The sequence below is a fragment of the Pseudomonas sp. PvP009 genome (assembly GCF_017832995.1).
GTDB lineage: Bacteria > Pseudomonadota > Gammaproteobacteria > Pseudomonadales > Pseudomonadaceae > Aquipseudomonas > Aquipseudomonas syringae.
In genome coordinates this window covers 5,619,015-5,637,263 of the sequence record NZ_JAFIBG010000001.1, presented here as the reverse complement: position 1 = coordinate 5,637,263, position 18,249 = coordinate 5,619,015, and the positions used below count along the sequence as shown (strand labels likewise).

Sequence of the window (18,249 nt, the reverse complement as noted above, 5' to 3'; positions counted from 1 at the left end):
CGCGTCGCGGCGCAAATGTAACAAAAACAGAAGAATTAGATAGCAGTCACTGTCTGACGACGATGAGCACTGCACAAAACCGTGGGCCTGTTAAAATGCCCGACCTTTTTTGCAGACGACTCTTCATACCGCCATGTCCCGACTCAATCCCCGGCAGCAGGAAGCCGTGAACTACGTCGGCGGCCCTCTTTTGGTGCTCGCCGGTGCCGGTTCCGGCAAGACCAGCGTGATCACCCGCAAAATCGCGCACCTGATCCAGAACTGCGGCATTCGCGCCCAGTACATCGTCGCCATGACCTTCACCAACAAGGCCGCGCGCGAGATGAAAGAGCGGGTCGGCACGCTGCTCAGGGGCAGCGAAGGACGCGGCCTGACGGTCTCGACCTTCCACAACCTGGGCCTGAACATCATCCGCAAAGAGCACACGCGGCTGGGCTACAAACCGGGCTTCTCGATCTTTGACGAAACCGACGTCAAGGCGCTGATGACCGACATCATGCAGAAAGAGTATTCCGGCGACGACGGCGTCGACGAAATCAAGAACATGATCGGCTCGTGGAAAAACGACCTGATCCTGCCCGCCGAGGCGCTGGAAAACGCCCGCAATCCCAAGGAACAGACCGCCGCCATCGTTTACACCCACTATCAGCGCACGCTCAAGGCGTACAACGCGGTGGACTTCGACGATCTGATTCTGCTGCCGGTCAAGCTGTTCCAGGAACACGCCGACATCCTGGAAAAGTGGCAGAACAAGGTGCGTTACCTGCTGGTCGACGAATATCAGGACACCAACGCCAGCCAGTACCTGCTGGTGAAGCTGCTGATCGGTACGCGCCATCAGTTCACCGTGGTGGGCGACGACGACCAGTCGATCTACGCCTGGCGTGGCGCGCGGCCGGAAAACCTGATGCTGCTCAAGGACGACTACCCGTCTTTGAAGGTGGTGATGCTGGAGCAGAACTACCGCTCGACCAGCCGTATCCTGCGCTGCGCCAACGTGCTGATCTCCAACAACCCGCACGCCTTCGAAAAGCAACTGTGGTCCGAGATGGGCCACGGCGACGAGATCCGCGTGATCCGCTGCCGTAACGAAGACGCCGAGGCCGAGCGGGTGGCCATGGAAATCCTCACCCTGCACCTGCGCACCGACCGCCCGTACAGCGATTTCGCCATCCTCTATCGCGGCAACTACCAGGCCAAGCTGATCGAGCTGAAATTGCAGCACCATCAGGTGCCGTATCGACTGTCGGGCGGCAACAGTTTCTTCGGCCGCCAGGAAGTGAAGGACCTGATGGCTTATTTCCGTCTGCTGGTGAACCCGGACGACGACAATGCCTTCCTGCGGGTGATCAACGTTCCGCGTCGCGAGATCGGCTCGACCACGCTGGAAAAGCTCGGTAATTACGCCACCGAGCGCAAGGTGTCGATGTACGCCGCCACCGACGAGATCGGCCTGGGCGAGCATCTGGACAGCCGATTCACCGACCGTTTGCAGCGCTTCAAGCGCTGGATGGACGGCGTGCGCCAGCAGTGCGCGCAGAACGATCCCATCGCCGCGCTGCGCAGCATGGTCATGGACATTGATTACGAGAACTGGCTGCGACAGAACAGCTCCAGCGAAAAGGCTGCCGATTACCGGATGAGCAATGTCTGGTTCCTGATCGAGGCGTTGAAAAACACGCTGGAGAAGGACGAAGAAGGCGGCATGACCATCGAGGAAGCCATCGGCAAGCTGGTCCTGCGCGACATGCTCGAACGTCAGCAGGAAGAGGAAGACGGTGCCGAAGGCGTGCAGATGATGACCTTGCACGCCTCCAAGGGCCTGGAATTTCCGTACGTGTTCATCATGGGCATGGAAGAAGAAATCCTGCCGCACCGTTCCAGCATCGAAGCCGACACCATCGAAGAAGAGCGCCGCCTGGCCTACGTGGGCATCACCCGCGCGCGGCAGACCCTGGCCTTCACCTTCGCCGCCAAACGCAAGCAGTACGGTGAAATCATCGACTGCGCGCCAAGCCGCTTTCTGGATGAGCTGCCCCCGGACGACCTGGCCTGGGAAGGCAATGACGACACCCCGACGGAAGTCAAAGCGGTGCGCGGCAACACCGCGCTTGCCGACATTCGCGCCATGCTGAAACGCTAGCCGACACCCTATTGATCATTTATTGCGCAATGGCGCAGCCAAGGAATTGAAGTGGAAGCACTGCACAAGAAAATTCGCGAAGAAGGCATCGTGTTGTCCGATCAGGTGCTGAAGGTCGATGCGTTTCTCAACCATCAGATCGATCCGGCGCTGATGAAAGAAATCGGCGACGAATTCGCCCGATTGTTCGCCGACGCTGGCGTGACCAAGATCGTGACCATCGAAGCGTCCGGCATCGCGCCGGCAGTCATGGCGGGCTTGAACATGGGCGTGCCGGTGATTTTCGCCCGCAAGCACCAGTCCCTGACCCTGACCGAAAACCTGCTGTCGGCGACCGTGTACTCGTTCACCAAGCAGGTGGAAAGCACCGTGGCCATCTCGCCGCGCCACCTGAGCAGCGACGACAAGGTGCTGATCATCGATGACTTCCTGGCCAACGGCAAAGCCTCGCAGGCGCTGATCTCGATCATCAAACAGGCCGGCGCCACGGTGGCCGGACTGGGCATCGTGATCGAGAAATCCTTCCAGGGCGGCCGCGCCGAACTGGACGCCCAGGGCTATCGCGTTGAATCCCTGGCGCGGGTCGAATCCCTGGCCGGTGGGGTTGTGACGTTCAAGTAAGGCTCCCGAGGGCGGACGCGGAGCGTCCGGAAAGGCATACGACGCGGAGCGCCGTACGATGGTTGCGGTTATCGTTCCCTACGCTCCAGCGTGGGAATGCAGGTCTCGACGCTCTGCGTCGCCAAGAGGACGCGGAGCGTCCGGAAAGGCATACGACGCGGAGCGCCGCACGATAGTTGCGATGATCGTTCCCTACGCTCCAGCGTGGGAATGCAGGTCTCGACGCTCTGCGTCGCCAAGAGGACGCGGAGCGTCCGGAAAGGCATGCGACGCGGAGCGCCGCACGAGATAGTTGCGGTTATCGTTCCGCACGCTCCAGTGGGAATGCATTTCGTGACGCTCCGCGTCACAGCTACATGCTGTATCGGGCTGGACAGAAATCTTTGTGGGAGTGAGCTTGCTCACGAAGACTTTGGTCCAAACGCCATATTTCCCGGGGCTGCACCGGCCTCTTCGCGAGCAAGCTCGCTCCCACGAAGACTGTGTATTACGCTGAGCGCGGAGCATGCGGGCACTTATCGTTCCTCACGCTCTGGTGGGAATGCAGGTCTCGACGCTCCGCGTCGCCAAGAGGACGCAGAGCGTCCGGAAAGGCATGCGACGCGGAGCGCCGCACGATAGTTGAGATGATCGTTCCCTACGCTCCAGCGTGGGAATGCCGTTCGTGACGCTCTGCGTCATAGCGTGCGTGCTTCAGCGCGGAATGCCGAGGGCACGCAAACGTCGATACAAAGTGCGTTCGCTCAGTCCCAGTTCTCTGGCCAGTTCGCTGCGCGAGCCGTTGAACACTCGCAGCGCATGGGCGAGTTTTTCCAGGCTGTCGTCCTGCTGGCGGTACGTCACGCCACCCGCCTCGCCCTGCCCACGTACTTCGGCGGGCAGATCCTGCGCGCGAATGATGCCGTCATCGGTAAATAAACGGGCGCGTTCGAGTATGTTGCGCAGCTCGCGAATGTTGCCGGGGTAGCTGTACAAACTCAGCAGCTTCATGGCCTCGGCGTCGACACGCGGCGCGGCGCCAGGCGCGATGCGTTGCAGCAGGCTATCGATCAGCAGCGGCAGGTCTTCACTGCGTTCACGCAGGGCCGGCAGGCGAATCGGAAAGGCGCTGATGCGGTAAAACAAATCCTGGCGAAAGCTGCCGTCGGCGACCATCTCCCTGAGCGGTTTATGCGTGGCGACCACCAGCCGAAAATCCGAGTGCACCGTGCGCAGACTGCCCACCGGACGAAAACTGCCCGACTCAATCAGCCGCAACAGCTTGACCTGCATGGCGAGCGGCACTTCGCCGATCTCATCAAGAAACAACGTCCCGCCATGCGCGGCTTCGGCCAGACCGGTCTTGCGCTGCAATGCGCCAGTGAATGCGCCCTTCTCATAGCCGAACAGCTCGCTTTCCAGCAGGGTTTCGGTAAGCCCGGTGCAATCGACCACCACCAGCGGCCCGGCGGACCTGGCGCTGCTGGCGTGCAGTGCGCGCGCGAACAATTCCTTGCCGGTGCCCGACTCGCCCTGCAGCAACACCGGAATCTGCGCGGGCGCAGCGCGTTGCAGAGCGCCCAGCACTTCTTTGAACGCCGCCGAGCGCCCTACCAGCCCATGTTGCTGCGGCTGGACGGATGCCACCGCCACCGAGCTCAGTCGCTCGACATAAGCGATCACCTCACCCTGATCGTCGAGAATCGGCCGCAGCTCCACATCCACATGCTCGGGGCCGCGCGGCGTGTGATGAATATGCAGCAGACGCTCCGGGAGCCGCGTTTCATGGGCCTTGCGCATCGGGCAATGCTCACCGGCCTGATCGCACGGCACCGCAAACTGATGCGACACCCGATAACACTTCTCGCCCACATGCGGCGTGCCTTCGACGCCGAACTGGCGCTGGTAGGCAGTGTTGGCGGCAATGATGTTGTAGTCGGTGTCGAGCACGATGGTCGGTCGCAGATCATGTTCGAGGTATGACACCAGCGACTGCATGCGACTGCCGGGAAAATCGGTGGCGATGAGGTTCATGGGTGCTCCTGTGGACTGGGCGCAGCTTAACCCATTCGCCTGCCAGCTTGTGCCAAGGACTGCCAAATGACTGCCAGAATGTGGCAGTCAGCGACTTGCGGCAGGCCATCGAGGTGTTTTGAAAAACCGCAAAACGCCCCGAATTTATTAGCCTTAACAGGCTTTACAGTGATTGGCATGGTTATTGAGACATCATGGCAACGACTGCCAACCGTCCGGCCTGGCCAAATGGGCCTTGAGGCGATTTACAGCCACAGGAATTGCACATGATCATCGGTGAAAAACTCCATGTCGAAGCGCTCTTCGACACGCATACCTGGACCATCAGCTATCTGGTGATGGACCTGCACAGCAAGCAATGTGCGCTGATCGACAGCGTGCTCGATTACGACCCCAAGTCCGGCCGTACCAGGACCGAGTCTGCCGACCGGATGATCGAACGGGCGCAGGCGCTGGGCGCCTCGGTGCAGTGGATTTTTGAAACCCACGTGCACGCCGATCACCTCTCGGCAGCGCCGTATCTGAAACAGAGATTGGGTGGGCAAATTGTCATCGGCAGCCATATCACTGCCGTGCAGGAAACCTTCGGCACGCTGTTCAACGCGCCGTCTGACTTTGCCCGCAATGGCAGCCAGTTCGATGTGCTGCTGGAGGACAACGCGTCGTTCGCCCTCGGCACGCTTGAGGTCAAGGCCATGCACACGCCCGGACACACGCCGGCGTGCATGAGTTACCTGGTGCAAGTCGGTGACGCCACGGTCGCGTTTGTCGGCGATACGCTGTTCATGCCCGATTACGGCACCGCTCGTTGCGACTTCCCGGGTGCCGATGCGCGCACGTTGTATCGCTCGATCAAGAAGCTGTTGGCGCTGCCGCCGGACACTCTGCTGTTCATGTGCCACGACTACCTGCCCAATGGCCGGGAGCTGAAGTACATGACCACGGTTGCCGAACAGCGCGCCAGCAACATCCATGTGCACGACGGAGTGGATGAAGACGCGTTCGTCGGCATGCGCGAAGCCCGTGACGCAACGCTGGACATGCCGGTGCTGATGCTGCCTGCGGTGCAGGTCAACATGCGCTGCGGACACTTTCCCGAGCCGGAAGACAACGGCGTCGTCTACCTGAAGATCCCGCTCAATGCCCTTTGACCGCTGCCCGCTCTGGAAAACCCTGTGATGAATGCTTCGACAACAACCTGTCAGATCCTGATCGTCGGTGGCGGTGCTGCCGGTATCGCTACTGCCGCAAGCCTGCTGGCCCGCGACGCTACCCTGCAGATCATCCTGGTCGACCCCGCCGATACCCATTATTACCAGCCCGGCTGGACCATGGTCGGTGCAGGGATCTTCACGCCGCAGTCGACGGCACGCAGCATGGCCTCGCTGATACCCACAGGCGTGCAGTGGATCAAGGCTGCGGTGGCGACCTTCGAGCCGCAGCACAATACGCTGACGCTGGCCGACGGCCGCGTGCTCGGTTATCAGCAACTGGTGGTCTGCCCCGGCCTGAAGCTGGACTGGTCGGCTATCGACGGGCTGGTGGAAACGCTCGGGGCCAATGGCGTGACTTCCAACTATCGCTATGACCTGGCGCCCTACACCTGGAAGCTGGTGCAGAACCTGCAACAGGGCCGCGCGCTGTTTACCCAGCCGCCCATGCCGATCAAATGCGCCGGTGCGCCGCAGAAGGCCATGTACCTGTCCTGCGATCACTGGTTGAAAAGCGGCCGTCTCGCGCAGATCAATACGCAGTTCTACAACGCCGGTGGCGTGCTGTTCGGTGTCGCCGACTATGTCCCGGCGCTGATGAAGTACGTCGAGCGCTACGCCATCGACCTCAAGTTCAGCCACCGGCTGGTCGCCGTCGACGGGCCTGGCAAGCGCGCGACCTTCATTCGCACGCAGGCCGATGGCAGCAGCGAGACCGTCGAGCAAAGCTTCGAAATGTTGCACGTAGTGCCGCCGCAGATTGCCCCTGACTTCATCCGCAGTAGCCCGCTGGCCGATGCCGCAGGCTGGGTGGATGTCGACCCTGCCACGCTGAAGCACCGGCAGTTCGCCAATGTTCATGGTCTGGGCGACGTCACCAATACCAGCAATGCCAAGACCGCCGCAGCGGCACGCAAGCAGGCACCGGTGGTGGCCAACAACGTATTGGTCGCGCTGGGTCGTCGGGATGGGCCAGCGGTGTATGACGGTTACGGCTCGTGCCCGCTGACGGTCGAGAAAGGCCGCATCGTGCTGGCCGAATTTACCTATGGCGGCAAGGTTGCGCCGAGCTTTCCGCGCTGGCTGCTGGAGGGTCGCCAGCCGACCCGACTGGCCTGGTGGTTGAAAGCGCGAGTGCTGCCCGCGCTTTATTGGCATGGCATGCTCAAGGGCCGTGAATGGCTGGCCAAACCGCAAAAGGCTGACACCCGGCATGGATGAGCATCAGTTGCTGGGCGTTGGTCTGGGGACCGTCATCGGTATGGTACTTGCGCTGACCGGCGCGGGCGGCGGCATCCTCGCCGTGCCGCTGCTGGTCTTCGGTCTCGGCCTGTCGATTGTCGAAGCCGCGCCTGTCGGTCTGTTGGCCGTAGGGCTGGCGGCGGGGATCGGTGCGGTGCTGGGGCTGCGTCAGGGCATCGTCCGCTATCGCGCGGCCGGGTACATCGCGTCCATTGGTGTGCTGATGGCGCCTCTGGGCCTGTGGCTCGCTCATCGACTGCCCAATACGCCGCTGGCTTTGGTCTTTTCGGTCGTGCTGCTGTACGCCTGTGGACGCATGTTCATCAGGGCCAGCCGCGAATTGCGCCACGGCAAGCCGGCGCCGCGTGCGGAAATACTGCCCTGCGTGCTCAACCCGCTGCAGGGCCGCCTGCGCTGGACCATGCCCTGCCTGCGCGCACTGACGCTGACCGGCGTGGGCTCCGGGTTGCTGTCCGGGTTGTTGGGGGTGGGCGGCGGGTTCGTGATCATTCCGGCGCTGACCCGCTACAGCGACCTGGACATGAAGAGTGTCGTGGCGACGTCACTGGCCGTGATCGCCCTGGTTTCGATGGGCAGCGTCATTACCGCGTCACTGAGCGGGGTGATGCACTGGGCGGTCGGTGCGCCGTTCGCGCTGGGTGCAGTCATCGGCCTGGTCATCGGCAGACAAGTCGCCCGCTACCTCGCCGGCCCACGCCTGCAACAACTGTTCGCCGTATGCGGCATCGTCGCGGCGTTCATGCTCGCGTTGTCCGTGCGATAACAGCCCGAGGACGCAGAGCACGCGGAGCATGGGAACGATAAGGCTTCTGCCCGGAGGGCGTAGGAGCGAACTTGTTCGCGAAGGGGTCGGTAGAATCGCCGAAAATACATCGACTGAAACACCGTCTTCGCGAGCAATGCGGATCGCCGCTCCGGTCGCTCCCACAAGAGTTGTATATAACGATAAGCACCTGCGCAGGCTTAAAGCTTCTGCCAGACCTTCGGTTTGAAGAACAGCGTTTCGCCCTTGGCCAGGCCCACCAGGCTGTCGTGGTCTTTTACCACTTCGGCCTCGATCAGCTCGTCCTGCCCTTCCACTTTCAAGGTGACCCGCGTCGTCGCGCCCAGTGGGCGGATGTCGCGGACTTCGGCGGCGTGGTGGTCTTCGATTTCCTGGCGGGACAGCGACACCTCATGCGGACGGAACAGCAGGTGACCTTCCTCGCCCAGGCTCAGGCGATTGGAGTCGCCGAGGAAGTGGTAGACGAAGTCGTTGGACGGGTTCTCGTAGACCTCGCCCGGCGAGCCGATCTGTTCGATCACGCCCTTGTTCATCACCACGATGCGATCGGCCACTTCCATGGCCTCTTCCTGATCGTGAGTCACGAACACCGAGGTCAGGTTGATGTCTTCGTGCAGGCGCGCCAGCCAGCGACGCAGCTCTTTGCGGACCTTGGCGTCCAGCGCGCCGAACGGCTCGTCCAGCAGCAGCACTTTTGGCTCGACCGCCAGGGCGCGGGCCAGGGCAATGCGCTGGCGCTGTCCACCCGACAGCTGCTCCGGATAACGGTCGGCCAGCCAGTCCAGCTGCACCATGTTCAATAGCTCATGGACCTTCTCGGCGATCCGCGTTTCGTTCGGGCGCTCGCGCTTGGGCTTCATGCGCAGGCCGAACGCGACGTTGTCGAACACCGTCATATGGCGGAACAGCGCGTAATGCTGGAACACGAACCCGACATTGCGATCACGCACGTCATGCCCGGACACATCTTCGCCATGGAACACAATGCTGCCGTCATCCGGGGTTTCCAGACCGGCAATGATGCGCAGCAGAGTGGTCTTGCCGCAGCCTGACGGGCCGAGCAAAGCCACCAGCTCGCCACTCTGGATGTCCAGACTGATGTTGTTCAGGGCCTTGAAGGCGTTGAAGTTCTTGCTGACGTTACGGACTTCGATCGACATGATTATTCCTCCGCCGCGTTATGGCGCAGACGGTTAATGCGGGATTCGCTCCACTGCTTGAGCAGCAGGATGAACAGCGCCAGGATCAGCAACAGGCTCGCCACGGCAAAGGCGGCAACGTGGTTGTACTCGTTGTAGAGAATTTCGACGTGCAGCGGCAGGGTGTTGGTGACGCCGCGAATGTGCCCGGAAACCACCGACACCGCGCCAAACTCACCCATCGCCCGCGCCGTACACAGCACCACGCCGTAGATCAGGCCCCATTTGATGTTCGGCACCGTGACGTGCCAGAACATCTGCCAGCCGTTGGCGCCTAGCAGCCGTGCGGCCTCTTCTTCCTGAGTGCCCTGCTCCTGCATCAGCGGGATCAGTTCACGTGCAACGAAGGGCACAGTGACGAAGATGGTCGCCAGCACGATGCCCGGCAGGGCAAAGACGATCTGGATGTCGTGATCCTGCAACCACGGCCCGAACAGCCCCTGCGCACCGAACATCAGCACGTAGACCAGACCGGCGATGACCGGCGATACCGAGAACGGCAGGTCGATCAGCGTGACCAGAATGCTCTTGCCGCGGAACGAGTATTTGCTCACGCACCATGCGGCGCTGACGCCGAACACCAGATTGAGCGGTACCGAGATCAGCACCGCTATGACCGTCAGCTTCAGCGCCGACAGCGCGTCCGGCTCGAGGATGGCGGTAAAGAACGCGCCCAGACCGTTTTTCAGGCCCTGGGATACCACGATGAACAGCGGCAGGCCCAGAAACAGGACGAACACCAGCCAGCACAGGCCGATCAGGATACGTCGCGACACCGCGCTGCCACGACGGGCGGCGTTGGCAGAGGCGGCGGCTGAAACAGATGAATAAGACATGTTCTGCGCCTCCTCAGGATGGGGTTTCAATGCGCCGCTGCAGCAGGTTGATCAGCAGCAGCAGAATGAAGGACACCACCAGCATCATCACGCCGATAGCGGTTGCGCCGGTGTAGTCGTACTGGTCGAGCTTGACCATGATCAGCAGCGGCAGGATCTCGGTTTTCATCGGCATGTTGCCGGCGATGAAAATCACCGAACCGTACTCGCCCACGCCACGGGCAAACGCCAGGGCGAAGCCGGTCAGCCAGGCAGGCAGCAACGCCGGTACGAGGATGTGGCGGAACACCTGCAGGGGACGTGCGCCCAGGCAGGCAGCGGCCTCTTCGACTTCGCGGGGGATGTCGGCCAGCACAGGCTGCACGGTGCGCACCACGAACGGCAGGGTGACGAAGGTCAGCGCCAGGGTGATGCCCAGCGGGGTATAGGCGATCTTGAAGCCCAGATCAGCTGCGAACTGGCCGACCCAGCCGTTGGGCGCGTACAGCGCGGTCAGGGCGATACCGGCCACGGCGGTCGGCAGGGCGAAGGGCAAATCGATCATCGCATCGATGATCTTGCGGCCGGGGAAGGTGTAGCGCACCAGCACCCAGGCCAGCAGTGTGCCGATCACCCCGTTGATGAGGGCTGCGTAAAAGGCGGTGCCGAAACTCAGCTTGAGTGCCGCGATCACGCGAGGTGCCGTGATGATGGTCCAGAACTGATCCCAGGTGAGCTGCGCAGCATGTACGAACATGGCGGCCAGCGGTATTAGCACAATCAGACTGAGGTACACCAAGGTGTAGCCCAGCGTCAGCCCGAAGCCGGGTATGACGGGGGAGATACGACGCGACATAAAAGTCCCTGGTTTCACTTGCACGAAGCCCGGACGTCAATCCGGGCTGTTTGGCCAAACCTGCGATGCCGCTCGTGCGGCATCCTCATTCGGCTTATTGCGCCTGATAAATCTGGTCGAACACGCCGCCGTCATTGAAAAACTTCGGCTGCGCAGTTTTCCAGCCACCAAAGTCTTTGTCGATAGTCACCAGATCCAGTTTCGGGAATTGCTTCTCGTACTTGGCCGCCACTTCGGCATCACGTGGACGATAGAAGTTTTTCGCGGCAATTTCCTGACCTTCCTTGCTGTACAGGTGCTTGAGGTATTCAGTCGCGATTTCGGTATTACCTTTCCGCTCGGCATTCTTGTCGACCACGGCAACCGGAGGCTCGGCAAGGATCGACAGCGACGGTACGACGATGTCGAACTTGTCCTTGCCGCCGTCTTCTTTCAACGCCAGGAACGCTTCGTTTTCCCATGCCAGCAGCACATCACCCTGACCGTTGTTGACGAAGGTGATGGTTGAACCGCGTGCGCCGGTATCCAGAATCGGCACGTGCTTGAACAGCGTCTGCACGTATTCCTTGGCCTTGGCTTCGTCACCGCCGCCCGCCTTCAGGCCGTAGGCCCAGGCGGCCAGGAAGTTCCAGCGCGCTCCGCCGGAGGTTTTCGGGTTGGGCGTGATCACCGAGACGCCTTCCTTGGTCAGGTCGCCCCAGTCCTTGATGCCTTTCGGGTTGCCCTTGCGCACCAGAAACACAATGGTCGAGGTGTACGGCGTGCTCGCGTCCGGCAGGCGGGTCTGCCAGTTTTCGGGCAGGGTCTTGCCGAGCTTGGCGATTTCGTCGATGTCACCGGCCAGTGCCAGGGTCACCACGTCGGCGCGCAGGCCGTCGATCACGCCACGCGCCTGCTTGCCCGAGCCGCCGTGGGATTGCTTGATCTCGACCTTGTCGTCCGGATGAGATTTTTTCCAGAAATTGACGAATTCTGCGTTGTAGTCCTGATACAGCTCGCGGGTCGGATCGTAGGACACGTTGAGCAGTTCGTAATCCTTGGCGACAGCCGAACCTGCGAAAACAGCACTGGCCAGAGCAGCCAGCGCAAAACGGCGAATGGACATAGATTGAAGCTCCTGGAAATACGGTGTGTCGGCTTTTTTGATTTCTTCTTGGCGCGTCAGAGCGGCATTCGCACGGGCGCGCTGCTTTTTTTCAGGGGGGTATCAGGAGTCAGGATGAAACCCTCCGGTTGACCAGTCGGGTGCTTGCCGCTTCAGCTCTGCTTGGCAGGGTTCTGCAAACGAAACTTTTCCTTGCGCTCGATCTGCACCACCTGTGCGTTGTGCACGGTGATTTCGACGGCACCAAAACGCAGGTCACGCAACGCACTCTGAATTTCACGCAGAATGGCTGCTTCGTCCTGACCGTCAACACTACGTAGAGATGCGCTCATTGTCTTATTCCTTGAGAAGTGAGAGGCCTGCCTTCGCGACTGGGGGCGATGGCGTATGGCGGTGAGGCAATAATAATGAGGTGCGGATATTCTTAAAAAGACTATTTAAGAATGCAGATATAACCAAAAGAACTTTAGAGAGGTGTGACTCTGCCAGAGTGCATTGCACACCCTGGCCGGCGTTATCAGTGAGAGGCTGAACTAGTTGAACGCGGGGGCGTGCGTCCAATCGATAGACTGCGCCGCCATGGGCCGGGCAAACCAGTAGCCCTGGCCCAACTCGCAACCGTTGCTTAGTAGAAATGAAGCCTGATTGGCGTGTTCGATCCCCTCGGCCAGTACACGCATGCCCAGGCTCGACGCCAGCGCGATGACCGCCCGCACAATCGCGATGTCATCTACATCGCCCGGCAGCCCGGCCACGAACCCCTGGTCGATCTTGAGCTTCTGCACCGGCATGCTCTTGAGCCGCAGCAGCGATGAGTAGCCTGTGCCGAAATCATCGATGGCCAGGCTCAGACCCAGTTCACGCAGGCGATGCAATTGCTCGATGGCCTGTTCAGGGTCTTCCATGACGGCACTTTCAGTGACTTCCAGCTCAAGAAATGCCGGATCGAGGCCGGTCTCGTTCAAGACCTCAGCCACTCGCCGATCGACATCACCACGACTGAACAGGCGGCTGGATACATTGACCGCGACGGACGCAATCGAGACGCCTTCTGCCAGCCAGGCCTGCATCTGCCGACAGGCGGTATTCAATACCCAGGCGTCGATATCGGCAATGAGCCCGTTCTGCTCGGCAATAGGGATGAAGTCGCCAGGCGACACCATGCCACGGGTCGGGTGTTGCCAGCGCACCAGCGCTTCGACCGCGCAGATACGCCCGGTCACCAGGTCGTAAACCGGTTGGTAGAACACCCGCAATTGGTCCTGCTCGATCGCCTGACGCAACTCGCTGGCCAGTTGCACCCGTTGCTGGGCTTGGGCGGTCAGCTCTTCGGTGTACAGCGCAAACCCTTCGCGGCCATCGGTCTTGGCTTTGAACAGCGCCGAATCAGCGTTGCGCAACAGTTGCTCGGCAGTCAGCGCATCACCGGGAAACAGGCTGATACCGATACTGGCACTGACGAACAACTGATGCCCGGCAATCGGGTATGGCGCTTTGAACGCATTGATCACCTGTTGCGCGAGCGCTGCGGCATGCACCATGTGCGTACAGTTTTTGACCAGCAGCGCGAACTCGTCACCGCCCAGGCGTGCGACCGTCATACCGCTGTCAGCCAGCGCTTTGAGGCGTTCGGCAGCCGCCTTGAGCACTTCGTCGCCGATGTTATGGCCAAGGCTGTCGTTGATGTTTCTGAAGTTGTCCAGGTCGACCACCAGCAGCGCACAGCCGCGCTTGCTGGAGCGCGCCGAGGTCAGCGCCTGGCTGATACGATCGGTCAGCAGCAGACGATTGGGCAACTCGGTCAGCGCATCGTAATGAGCCAGTTGCGCCAGTTCCTGCTCGGAGCGCTTGATGGCCGTGATATCGGAAAACACCGCGACAAAATGCCTGGCCTGCCCGTCTTCACCCTTGATGCTACGGATGGTTTGCCACTGCGGATAGATTTCGCCGCTTTTGCGTCGGTTCCAGATCTCGCCACTCCACTGCCCGGCACTCTGCAGTGAGTGATACATCTGCCGATAAAACTCGGGGCCATGACGACCGGACTTGAACTTGCTGGGGTTGAAACCCAGCACCTCGTCGGCCTGATAGCCGGTGATGTCTACAAACGCACGATTTACATGGACAATGCGCCCTTCGGCATCACTGACCAGTACGCCCTCACGCGTGCTGTCGAACACCACTGCCGCCAGCAGCAGTCGGTCATAGTCCTGTTGTTGGCGCTCAAACAGCGCTTCACCGCCGACGATGGCCTTCAATCTGTCACGTGCAATGAAGATCATGACGGTGCTGAGCAGCGCCCAGCCATAACCGATCATCTGTTGTCCGACGGCCAGTCGAGCCGGATCCTTGACGAAAAAAGACAGCAGGGCGCTGCCTGTCGCGAACCACAGAATCGACAGCAGCCCATACAGAACGGCGGTTCGCAGCGCGTTACGGGAATAATCGGACATAAAAAACCGAGCCTTACTAAAGGTCTGGATTATAAAGCAAGAAACATCCTGCGACGCTTATCTGCAAGGGTGGCTGGTTTTCTGAGCAATGTCAGTGATAATGCTGTTGCGACTTTTTTCTTCACAGGTATTTCTACGAGGGCCAAACAGCCTATGTGGTACAACGGTTTGCTCGACCTTTCCGTCTGGCAGGTAATAGCGGTCACGCTGGCGATGACCCATATAACTATTGTCGGCGTGACGGTCTATCTGCACCGCTATTCAGCCCACCGCTCACTTGAGCTCAATGCGGGTCTGAAACACTTCTTCCGCTTCTGGCTGTGGCTGACCACTGCCCAGAATACCCGCGAGTGGACAGCCATCCACCGCAAACACCACGCAAAATGCGAAACCGTCGATGACCCGCACAGCCCGGTCGTCAAGGGTCTGTCCACTGTGCTGCGCAAGGGTGCCGAACTGTACCGCGAGGAAGCGCAGAACCAGGACACCCTGCGTATCTACGGCAAGAACTGCCCGGAAGACTGGATCGAGCGCAATCTGTATTCGCGCTACAAGCTGCTGGGTATCGCCCTGATGGCGGTCATCGACGTGGCGCTGTTCGGCGCGCTCGGTATCACGGTCTGGGCCGTGCAGATGATGTGGATTCCCTTCTGGGCTGCCGGCGTGGTCAATGGTCTGGGTCATGCCGTTGGCTATCGCAACTTCGAATGCCGCGACGCAGCCACCAATCTGGTGCCGTGGGGCATCGTGATCGGCGGCGAAGAACTGCACAACAACCACCACACCTATCCCAACTCGGCCAAGCTGTCGGTCAAGCCATGGGAGTTCGACATGGGCTGGGCGTGGATCAAACTGTTCAGCTTCCTCGGTCTGGCCAAGGTCCAGCGGGTCGCGCCTATCGCCCATCGCGTCGAAGGCAAGGGCCATATGGACATGGACACCGCAATGGCGATCCTCAACAACCGTTTCCAGATCATGGCGCAGTACCGCAAGCTGGTCATCGCGCCGCTGGTTGCCCAGGAACTCGGCAAGGCCGACGAGTCGGTGCGTCATCAGTTCCGCCGCGCAAAACGTCTGCTGTCGCGTGAGACCAGCCTGCTCGATGACAGGCATCACCTGCGTATCCAGACCATGCTGGAACACAGCCATGCGCTGAAGGTGATCTATGAAAAACGCCTGGCCCTGCAGCAGATCTGGGTCAAGACCAGCAGCAACGGTCACGACATGCTGTCGGCCATGAAAGAGTGGATTCACGAGGCCGAAGCCAGTGGTATTCACTCGTTGCGCGAGTTCGCCGACCAGCTGAAAACCTACTCGCTGCGCCCCGCCCACGCTTGAACCGTTGATCGGCGCGCCATCCCCTGGCGCGCCGGTCCCGGAACTTATCCCCTCCTCGTCTATCTCATCCACTTTCCCGCCAATCGGGACAGGGCGCCTCACTGGCCGTAAACGCTTGAGATGGTTCTTATGGAAAAGCAGCCCCCCACCTCCCTATCCGGCACTCCGATCACCGATATGCCCGCAGCCGCAGAAACCCTGTTAGCCCTGATGCACGCTCAGGCAGAAGTCGCACGCCTGAGCGAGCGTGAACAATTGTTCAGCTCGTTGCTGGTGAGCGTGAACGCTGTTCTGTGGGCGTTCGACTGGCAAACTCAGCAGATGATCTATGTCAGTCCGGCCTACGAGCGCATCTTCGGTCGTTCGGCGGGCCTGCTGCTGGCTGACTACAGCGAGTGGCGCGACAGCATCTACCCCGATGACCTGAATTACGCCGAGCGCAGCCTCAACGAGGTCATCGAGAAAGGCTCGATCGAAGACCGCGAGTACCGGATCATTCGTGCGGACGGCGAAGTGCGCTGGCTCAGCGACAAATGCTTCGTCAGCCAGCGCGCCGATGTCAGCCAGCGTCTGATCGTGGTGGGCATCGCCGAAGACATCACCGAGAAGAAGCACCTCGAGGATGAGCTGCAACGCCTGGCAACCACCGATGTGCTGACCCAGAGCAGCAACCGCCGGCACTTTTTCGAATGCGCCCAGCGCGAGTTCGAACTGGCCCGCCTCAACGGCACGCCGCTGGCGTTCCTGCTGCTGGACATCGATGACTTCAAGCTGGTTAACGACACCTACGGTCATCAGGAAGGCGATACCGTGCTGCAGCGCATCGCCGAAAGCGGTCGTTCGGCATTGAGGCGGGGTGACCTGTTCGGGCGTATCGGTGGCGAAGAGTTCGCCGCAGTATTCCCCGGCTGCGCGCCGGACATGGCCATGCAGATCGCCGAGCGACTGCAACGCGAGATCCAGCGCCAGAACTTCCAGTCAGGCGGCACCACCTTCAGCATCACTGCCAGCCAGGGCCTGACCAACCTGGGCGCTGACGACCCAAGCCTCGAAACCCTCTACGGCCGCGCCGACGCAGCGATGTATCAGGCCAAACGCCAGGGCAAGAACCAGATCGTACTGGTCTGAAATGCTTTCCCGAATGTAGAAAGCACGACCGGCCCCATCGCGAACAAGGCGGATCGCCACCCCGGTCGCTCCTACAGGAGCACGCAGTACCTTGTGGGAGCGAGCTTGCTCGCGAAGAGGCCGGTGCAGTCGATGGACTTTCTGCGTCAGGAATACCGCCTTCGCGAACACGTTCGCTCCTACGGGAGCACGCGGTATCTTGTGGGAGCGAGCTTGCTCGCGAAGAGGGCGGTACATTCAATGCATTGGCTGCGTTTGGAATACAGCCTTCGCGAACAAGTTCGCTCCTACGGGAGCACGCGGTACCCTGTAGGAGCGGACTTGTCCGCGAAGAGGGCGGTACATTCAATGCATTGGCTGCGTTTGGAATATAGCCTTCGCGAACAAGTTCGCTCCTACAGGAGTACGCGGTACCTTGTGGGAGCGAGCTTGCTCGCGAAGAGTCCGGTGCAGTCGATGGCTTTCCTGCGTCAGGAATATAGCCTTCGCGAACAAGGCGGATCGCCACCCCGGTCGCTCCTACGGGAGCACGCGGTACCTTGTGGGAGTGAGCTTGCCCGCGAAGAGGCCGGTGCAGTCGATGGATTTCCTGCGTCAGGAATACCGCCTTCGCGAACAAGTTCGCTCCTACAGGAGTACGCGGTGCCCTGTAGGAGCGGACTTGTCCGCGAAGAGGGCGGTACATTCAATGCATTGGCTGCGTTTGGAATATAGCCTTCGCGAACAAGTTCGCTCCTACGGGAGCACGCGGTACCTTGTGGGAGCGAGCTTGCTCGCGAAGAGGCCGGTGCAGTCGATGGATTTCCTGCGTCAGGAATACCGCCTTCGCGAACAAGGCGGATCGCCACCCCGGTCGCTCCTACAGGAGTACGCGGTACCTTGTGGGAGCGAGCTTGCTCGCGAAGAGTCCGGTGCAGTCGATGGATTTCCTGCGTCAGGAATATAGCCTTCGCGAACAAGTTCGCTCCTACAGGAGTACTCGGTACCTTGTGGGAGCTTGCTCGCAAAGAGTCCGGTGCAGTCGATGGACTTTCTGCGTCAGGAATACCGCCTTCGCGAACAAGTTCGCTCCTACAGGAGCACGCGGTACCCTGTAGGAGCGGACTTGTCCGCGAAGAGGGCGGTACATTCAATGCGTTGGCTGCGTTTGGAATATAGCCTTCGCGAACAAGTTCGCTCCTACGGGAGCACGCGGTACCTTGTGGGAGCGAGCTTGCTCGCGAAGAGGCCGGTACAGTCGATGGATTTTCTGCGTCAGGAATACCGCCTTCGCGAACAAGTTCGCTCCTACGGGAGTACGCGGTACCTTGTGGGAGCGAG

14 protein-coding genes and 1 pseudogene are annotated in these 18,249 nt (G+C 60.6%); 7 read left to right on the top strand and 8 right to left on the bottom strand.

Annotated elements, in window-relative coordinates; translation table 11 throughout:
* Positions 1 to 133: 133 nt before the first annotated feature.
* Both rep and JOE29_RS24305 read left to right on the top strand, forming a co-directional pair.
* On the top strand, positions 134 to 2,143 hold the full coding sequence (gene rep / locus JOE29_RS24310) for a DNA helicase Rep (protein ID WP_003318412.1): 2,010 nt from the start codon (positions 134 to 136) through the stop codon (positions 2,141 to 2,143).
* A 51-nt stretch (positions 2,144 to 2,194) separates the two neighbouring features.
* Entirely contained in the window at positions 2,195 to 2,764 is a 570-nt protein-coding gene (locus JOE29_RS24305) for a xanthine phosphoribosyltransferase (protein WP_003318411.1), read from the top strand.
* Positions 2,765 to 3,457: 693 nt separating this feature from the next.
* On the opposite strand, the gene JOE29_RS24300 is transcribed toward JOE29_RS24305, so the two are convergent.
* Positions 3,458 to 4,777 (bottom strand): sigma 54-interacting transcriptional regulator, encoded by a 1,320-nt coding sequence (locus tag JOE29_RS24300; RefSeq protein WP_074955135.1) that lies wholly within the window; start codon positions 4,775 to 4,777, stop codon positions 3,458 to 3,460.
* Positions 4,778 to 5,043: 266 nt separating this feature from the next.
* Here JOE29_RS24300 and JOE29_RS24295 point away from each other — a divergent pair, with 266 nt between their 5' ends.
* From JOE29_RS24295 to JOE29_RS24285, 3 genes are read left to right on the top strand one after another with little or no spacing between them, the layout of a single operon-like run.
* Positions 5,044 to 5,928: an MBL fold metallo-hydrolase gene (locus tag JOE29_RS24295; RefSeq protein WP_003437181.1), complete on the top strand. Its 885-nt coding sequence runs from the start codon at positions 5,044 to 5,046 to the stop codon at positions 5,926 to 5,928.
* Between the two features lie 27 nt (positions 5,929 to 5,955).
* Positions 5,956 to 7,209: an FAD/NAD(P)-binding oxidoreductase gene (locus tag JOE29_RS24290; RefSeq protein ID WP_210079953.1), complete on the top strand. Its 1,254-nt coding sequence runs from the start codon at positions 5,956 to 5,958 to the stop codon at positions 7,207 to 7,209.
* A complete protein-coding gene (locus JOE29_RS24285; RefSeq protein WP_003421592.1) occupies positions 7,202 to 8,014 on the top strand; it encodes a sulfite exporter TauE/SafE family protein in 813 nt (270 codons plus the stop codon). Before JOE29_RS24290 ends, JOE29_RS24285 begins: the two co-directional genes overlap by 8 nt.
* A gap of 200 nt (positions 8,015 to 8,214) precedes the next feature.
* On the opposite strand, the gene JOE29_RS24280 is transcribed toward JOE29_RS24285, so the two are convergent.
* From JOE29_RS24280 to dibA, 6 genes are all read right to left on the bottom strand, one after another.
* Positions 8,215 to 9,195, bottom strand: a complete 981-nt coding sequence (locus JOE29_RS24280; protein WP_003344757.1) for a sulfate ABC transporter ATP-binding protein — start codon at positions 9,193 to 9,195, stop codon at positions 8,215 to 8,217.
* 2 nt (positions 9,196 to 9,197) lie between these two features.
* Positions 9,198 to 10,070, bottom strand: a complete 873-nt coding sequence (gene cysW / locus JOE29_RS24275; RefSeq protein ID WP_002551394.1) for a sulfate ABC transporter permease subunit CysW — start codon at positions 10,068 to 10,070, stop codon at positions 9,198 to 9,200.
* Positions 10,071 to 10,083: 13 nt separating this feature from the next.
* Positions 10,084 to 10,905 carry a sulfate ABC transporter permease subunit CysT gene (cysT, locus tag JOE29_RS24270; RefSeq protein ID WP_003421596.1) on the bottom strand — a complete coding sequence of 274 codons (822 nt, stop codon included), beginning with the start codon at positions 10,903 to 10,905 and terminating at the stop codon, positions 10,084 to 10,086.
* 94 nt (positions 10,906 to 10,999) lie between these two features.
* Positions 11,000 to 12,010 (bottom strand): sulfate ABC transporter substrate-binding protein, encoded by a 1,011-nt coding sequence (locus JOE29_RS24265; protein WP_003413883.1) that lies wholly within the window; start codon positions 12,008 to 12,010, stop codon positions 11,000 to 11,002.
* 152 nt (positions 12,011 to 12,162) lie between these two features.
* Positions 12,163 to 12,342: a sulfur starvation response protein OscA gene (gene oscA / locus JOE29_RS24260; RefSeq protein ID WP_003318679.1), complete on the bottom strand. Its 180-nt coding sequence runs from the start codon at positions 12,340 to 12,342 to the stop codon at positions 12,163 to 12,165.
* A 201-nt stretch (positions 12,343 to 12,543) separates the two neighbouring features.
* The gene (gene dibA / locus JOE29_RS24255; protein ID WP_003421598.1) at positions 12,544 to 14,463 is read right to left on the bottom strand and encodes a phosphodiesterase DibA; all 1,920 of its coding nucleotides are present in this window, start codon (positions 14,461 to 14,463) and stop codon (positions 12,544 to 12,546) included.
* A 153-nt stretch (positions 14,464 to 14,616) separates the two neighbouring features.
* Between dibA and desA the strand changes: the two genes are divergently transcribed.
* Together desA and JOE29_RS24245 are read left to right on the top strand one after the other, a co-directional pair.
* Entirely contained in the window at positions 14,617 to 15,801 is a 1,185-nt protein-coding gene (desA, locus tag JOE29_RS24250) for a delta-9 fatty acid desaturase DesA (RefSeq protein WP_024683748.1), read from the top strand.
* Between the two features lie 129 nt (positions 15,802 to 15,930).
* Complete coding sequence (locus tag JOE29_RS24245; RefSeq protein ID WP_003318683.1) at positions 15,931 to 16,929, top strand: sensor domain-containing diguanylate cyclase; 999 nt, start codon at positions 15,931 to 15,933, stop codon at positions 16,927 to 16,929.
* An 82-nt stretch (positions 16,930 to 17,011) separates the two neighbouring features.
* Here the strand turns inward: JOE29_RS24245 and JOE29_RS25550 are convergent.
* A pseudogene (locus JOE29_RS25550) lies at positions 17,012 to 18,200 on the bottom strand (urea ABC transporter substrate-binding protein); the annotation flags it as partial.
* Positions 18,201 to 18,249 lie beyond the last annotated feature (49 nt).

Excerpts from the sequence above, each read along its gene's own strand:
- dibA (WP_003421598.1), bottom strand. The coding sequence starts at position 14,463 with ATGTCCGATTATTCCCGTAACGCGCTGCGAACCGCCGTTCTGTATGGG.
- JOE29_RS24290 (WP_210079953.1), top strand. The coding sequence starts at position 5,956 with ATGAATGCTTCGACAACAACCTGTCAGATCCTGATCGTCGGTGGCGGT.
- oscA (WP_003318679.1), bottom strand. The coding sequence starts at position 12,342 with ATGAGCGCATCTCTACGTAGTGTTGACGGTCAGGACGAAGCAGCCATT.
- JOE29_RS24245 (WP_003318683.1), top strand. The coding sequence starts at position 15,931 with ATGGAAAAGCAGCCCCCCACCTCCCTATCCGGCACTCCGATCACCGAT.
- desA (WP_024683748.1), top strand. The coding sequence starts at position 14,617 with ATGTGGTACAACGGTTTGCTCGACCTTTCCGTCTGGCAGGTAATAGCG.
- JOE29_RS24300 (WP_074955135.1), bottom strand. The coding sequence starts at position 4,777 with ATGAACCTCATCGCCACCGATTTTCCCGGCAGTCGCATGCAGTCGCTG.
- JOE29_RS24295 (WP_003437181.1), top strand. The coding sequence starts at position 5,044 with ATGATCATCGGTGAAAAACTCCATGTCGAAGCGCTCTTCGACACGCAT.
- cysT (WP_003421596.1), bottom strand. The coding sequence starts at position 10,905 with ATGTCGCGTCGTATCTCCCCCGTCATACCCGGCTTCGGGCTGACGCTG.
- rep (WP_003318412.1), top strand. The coding sequence starts at position 134 with ATGTCCCGACTCAATCCCCGGCAGCAGGAAGCCGTGAACTACGTCGGC.
- cysW (WP_002551394.1), bottom strand. The coding sequence starts at position 10,070 with ATGTCTTATTCATCTGTTTCAGCCGCCGCCTCTGCCAACGCCGCCCGT.
- JOE29_RS24285 (WP_003421592.1), top strand. The coding sequence starts at position 7,202 with ATGGATGAGCATCAGTTGCTGGGCGTTGGTCTGGGGACCGTCATCGGT.
- JOE29_RS24265 (WP_003413883.1), bottom strand. The coding sequence starts at position 12,010 with ATGTCCATTCGCCGTTTTGCGCTGGCTGCTCTGGCCAGTGCTGTTTTC.
- JOE29_RS24280 (WP_003344757.1), bottom strand. The coding sequence starts at position 9,195 with ATGTCGATCGAAGTCCGTAACGTCAGCAAGAACTTCAACGCCTTCAAG.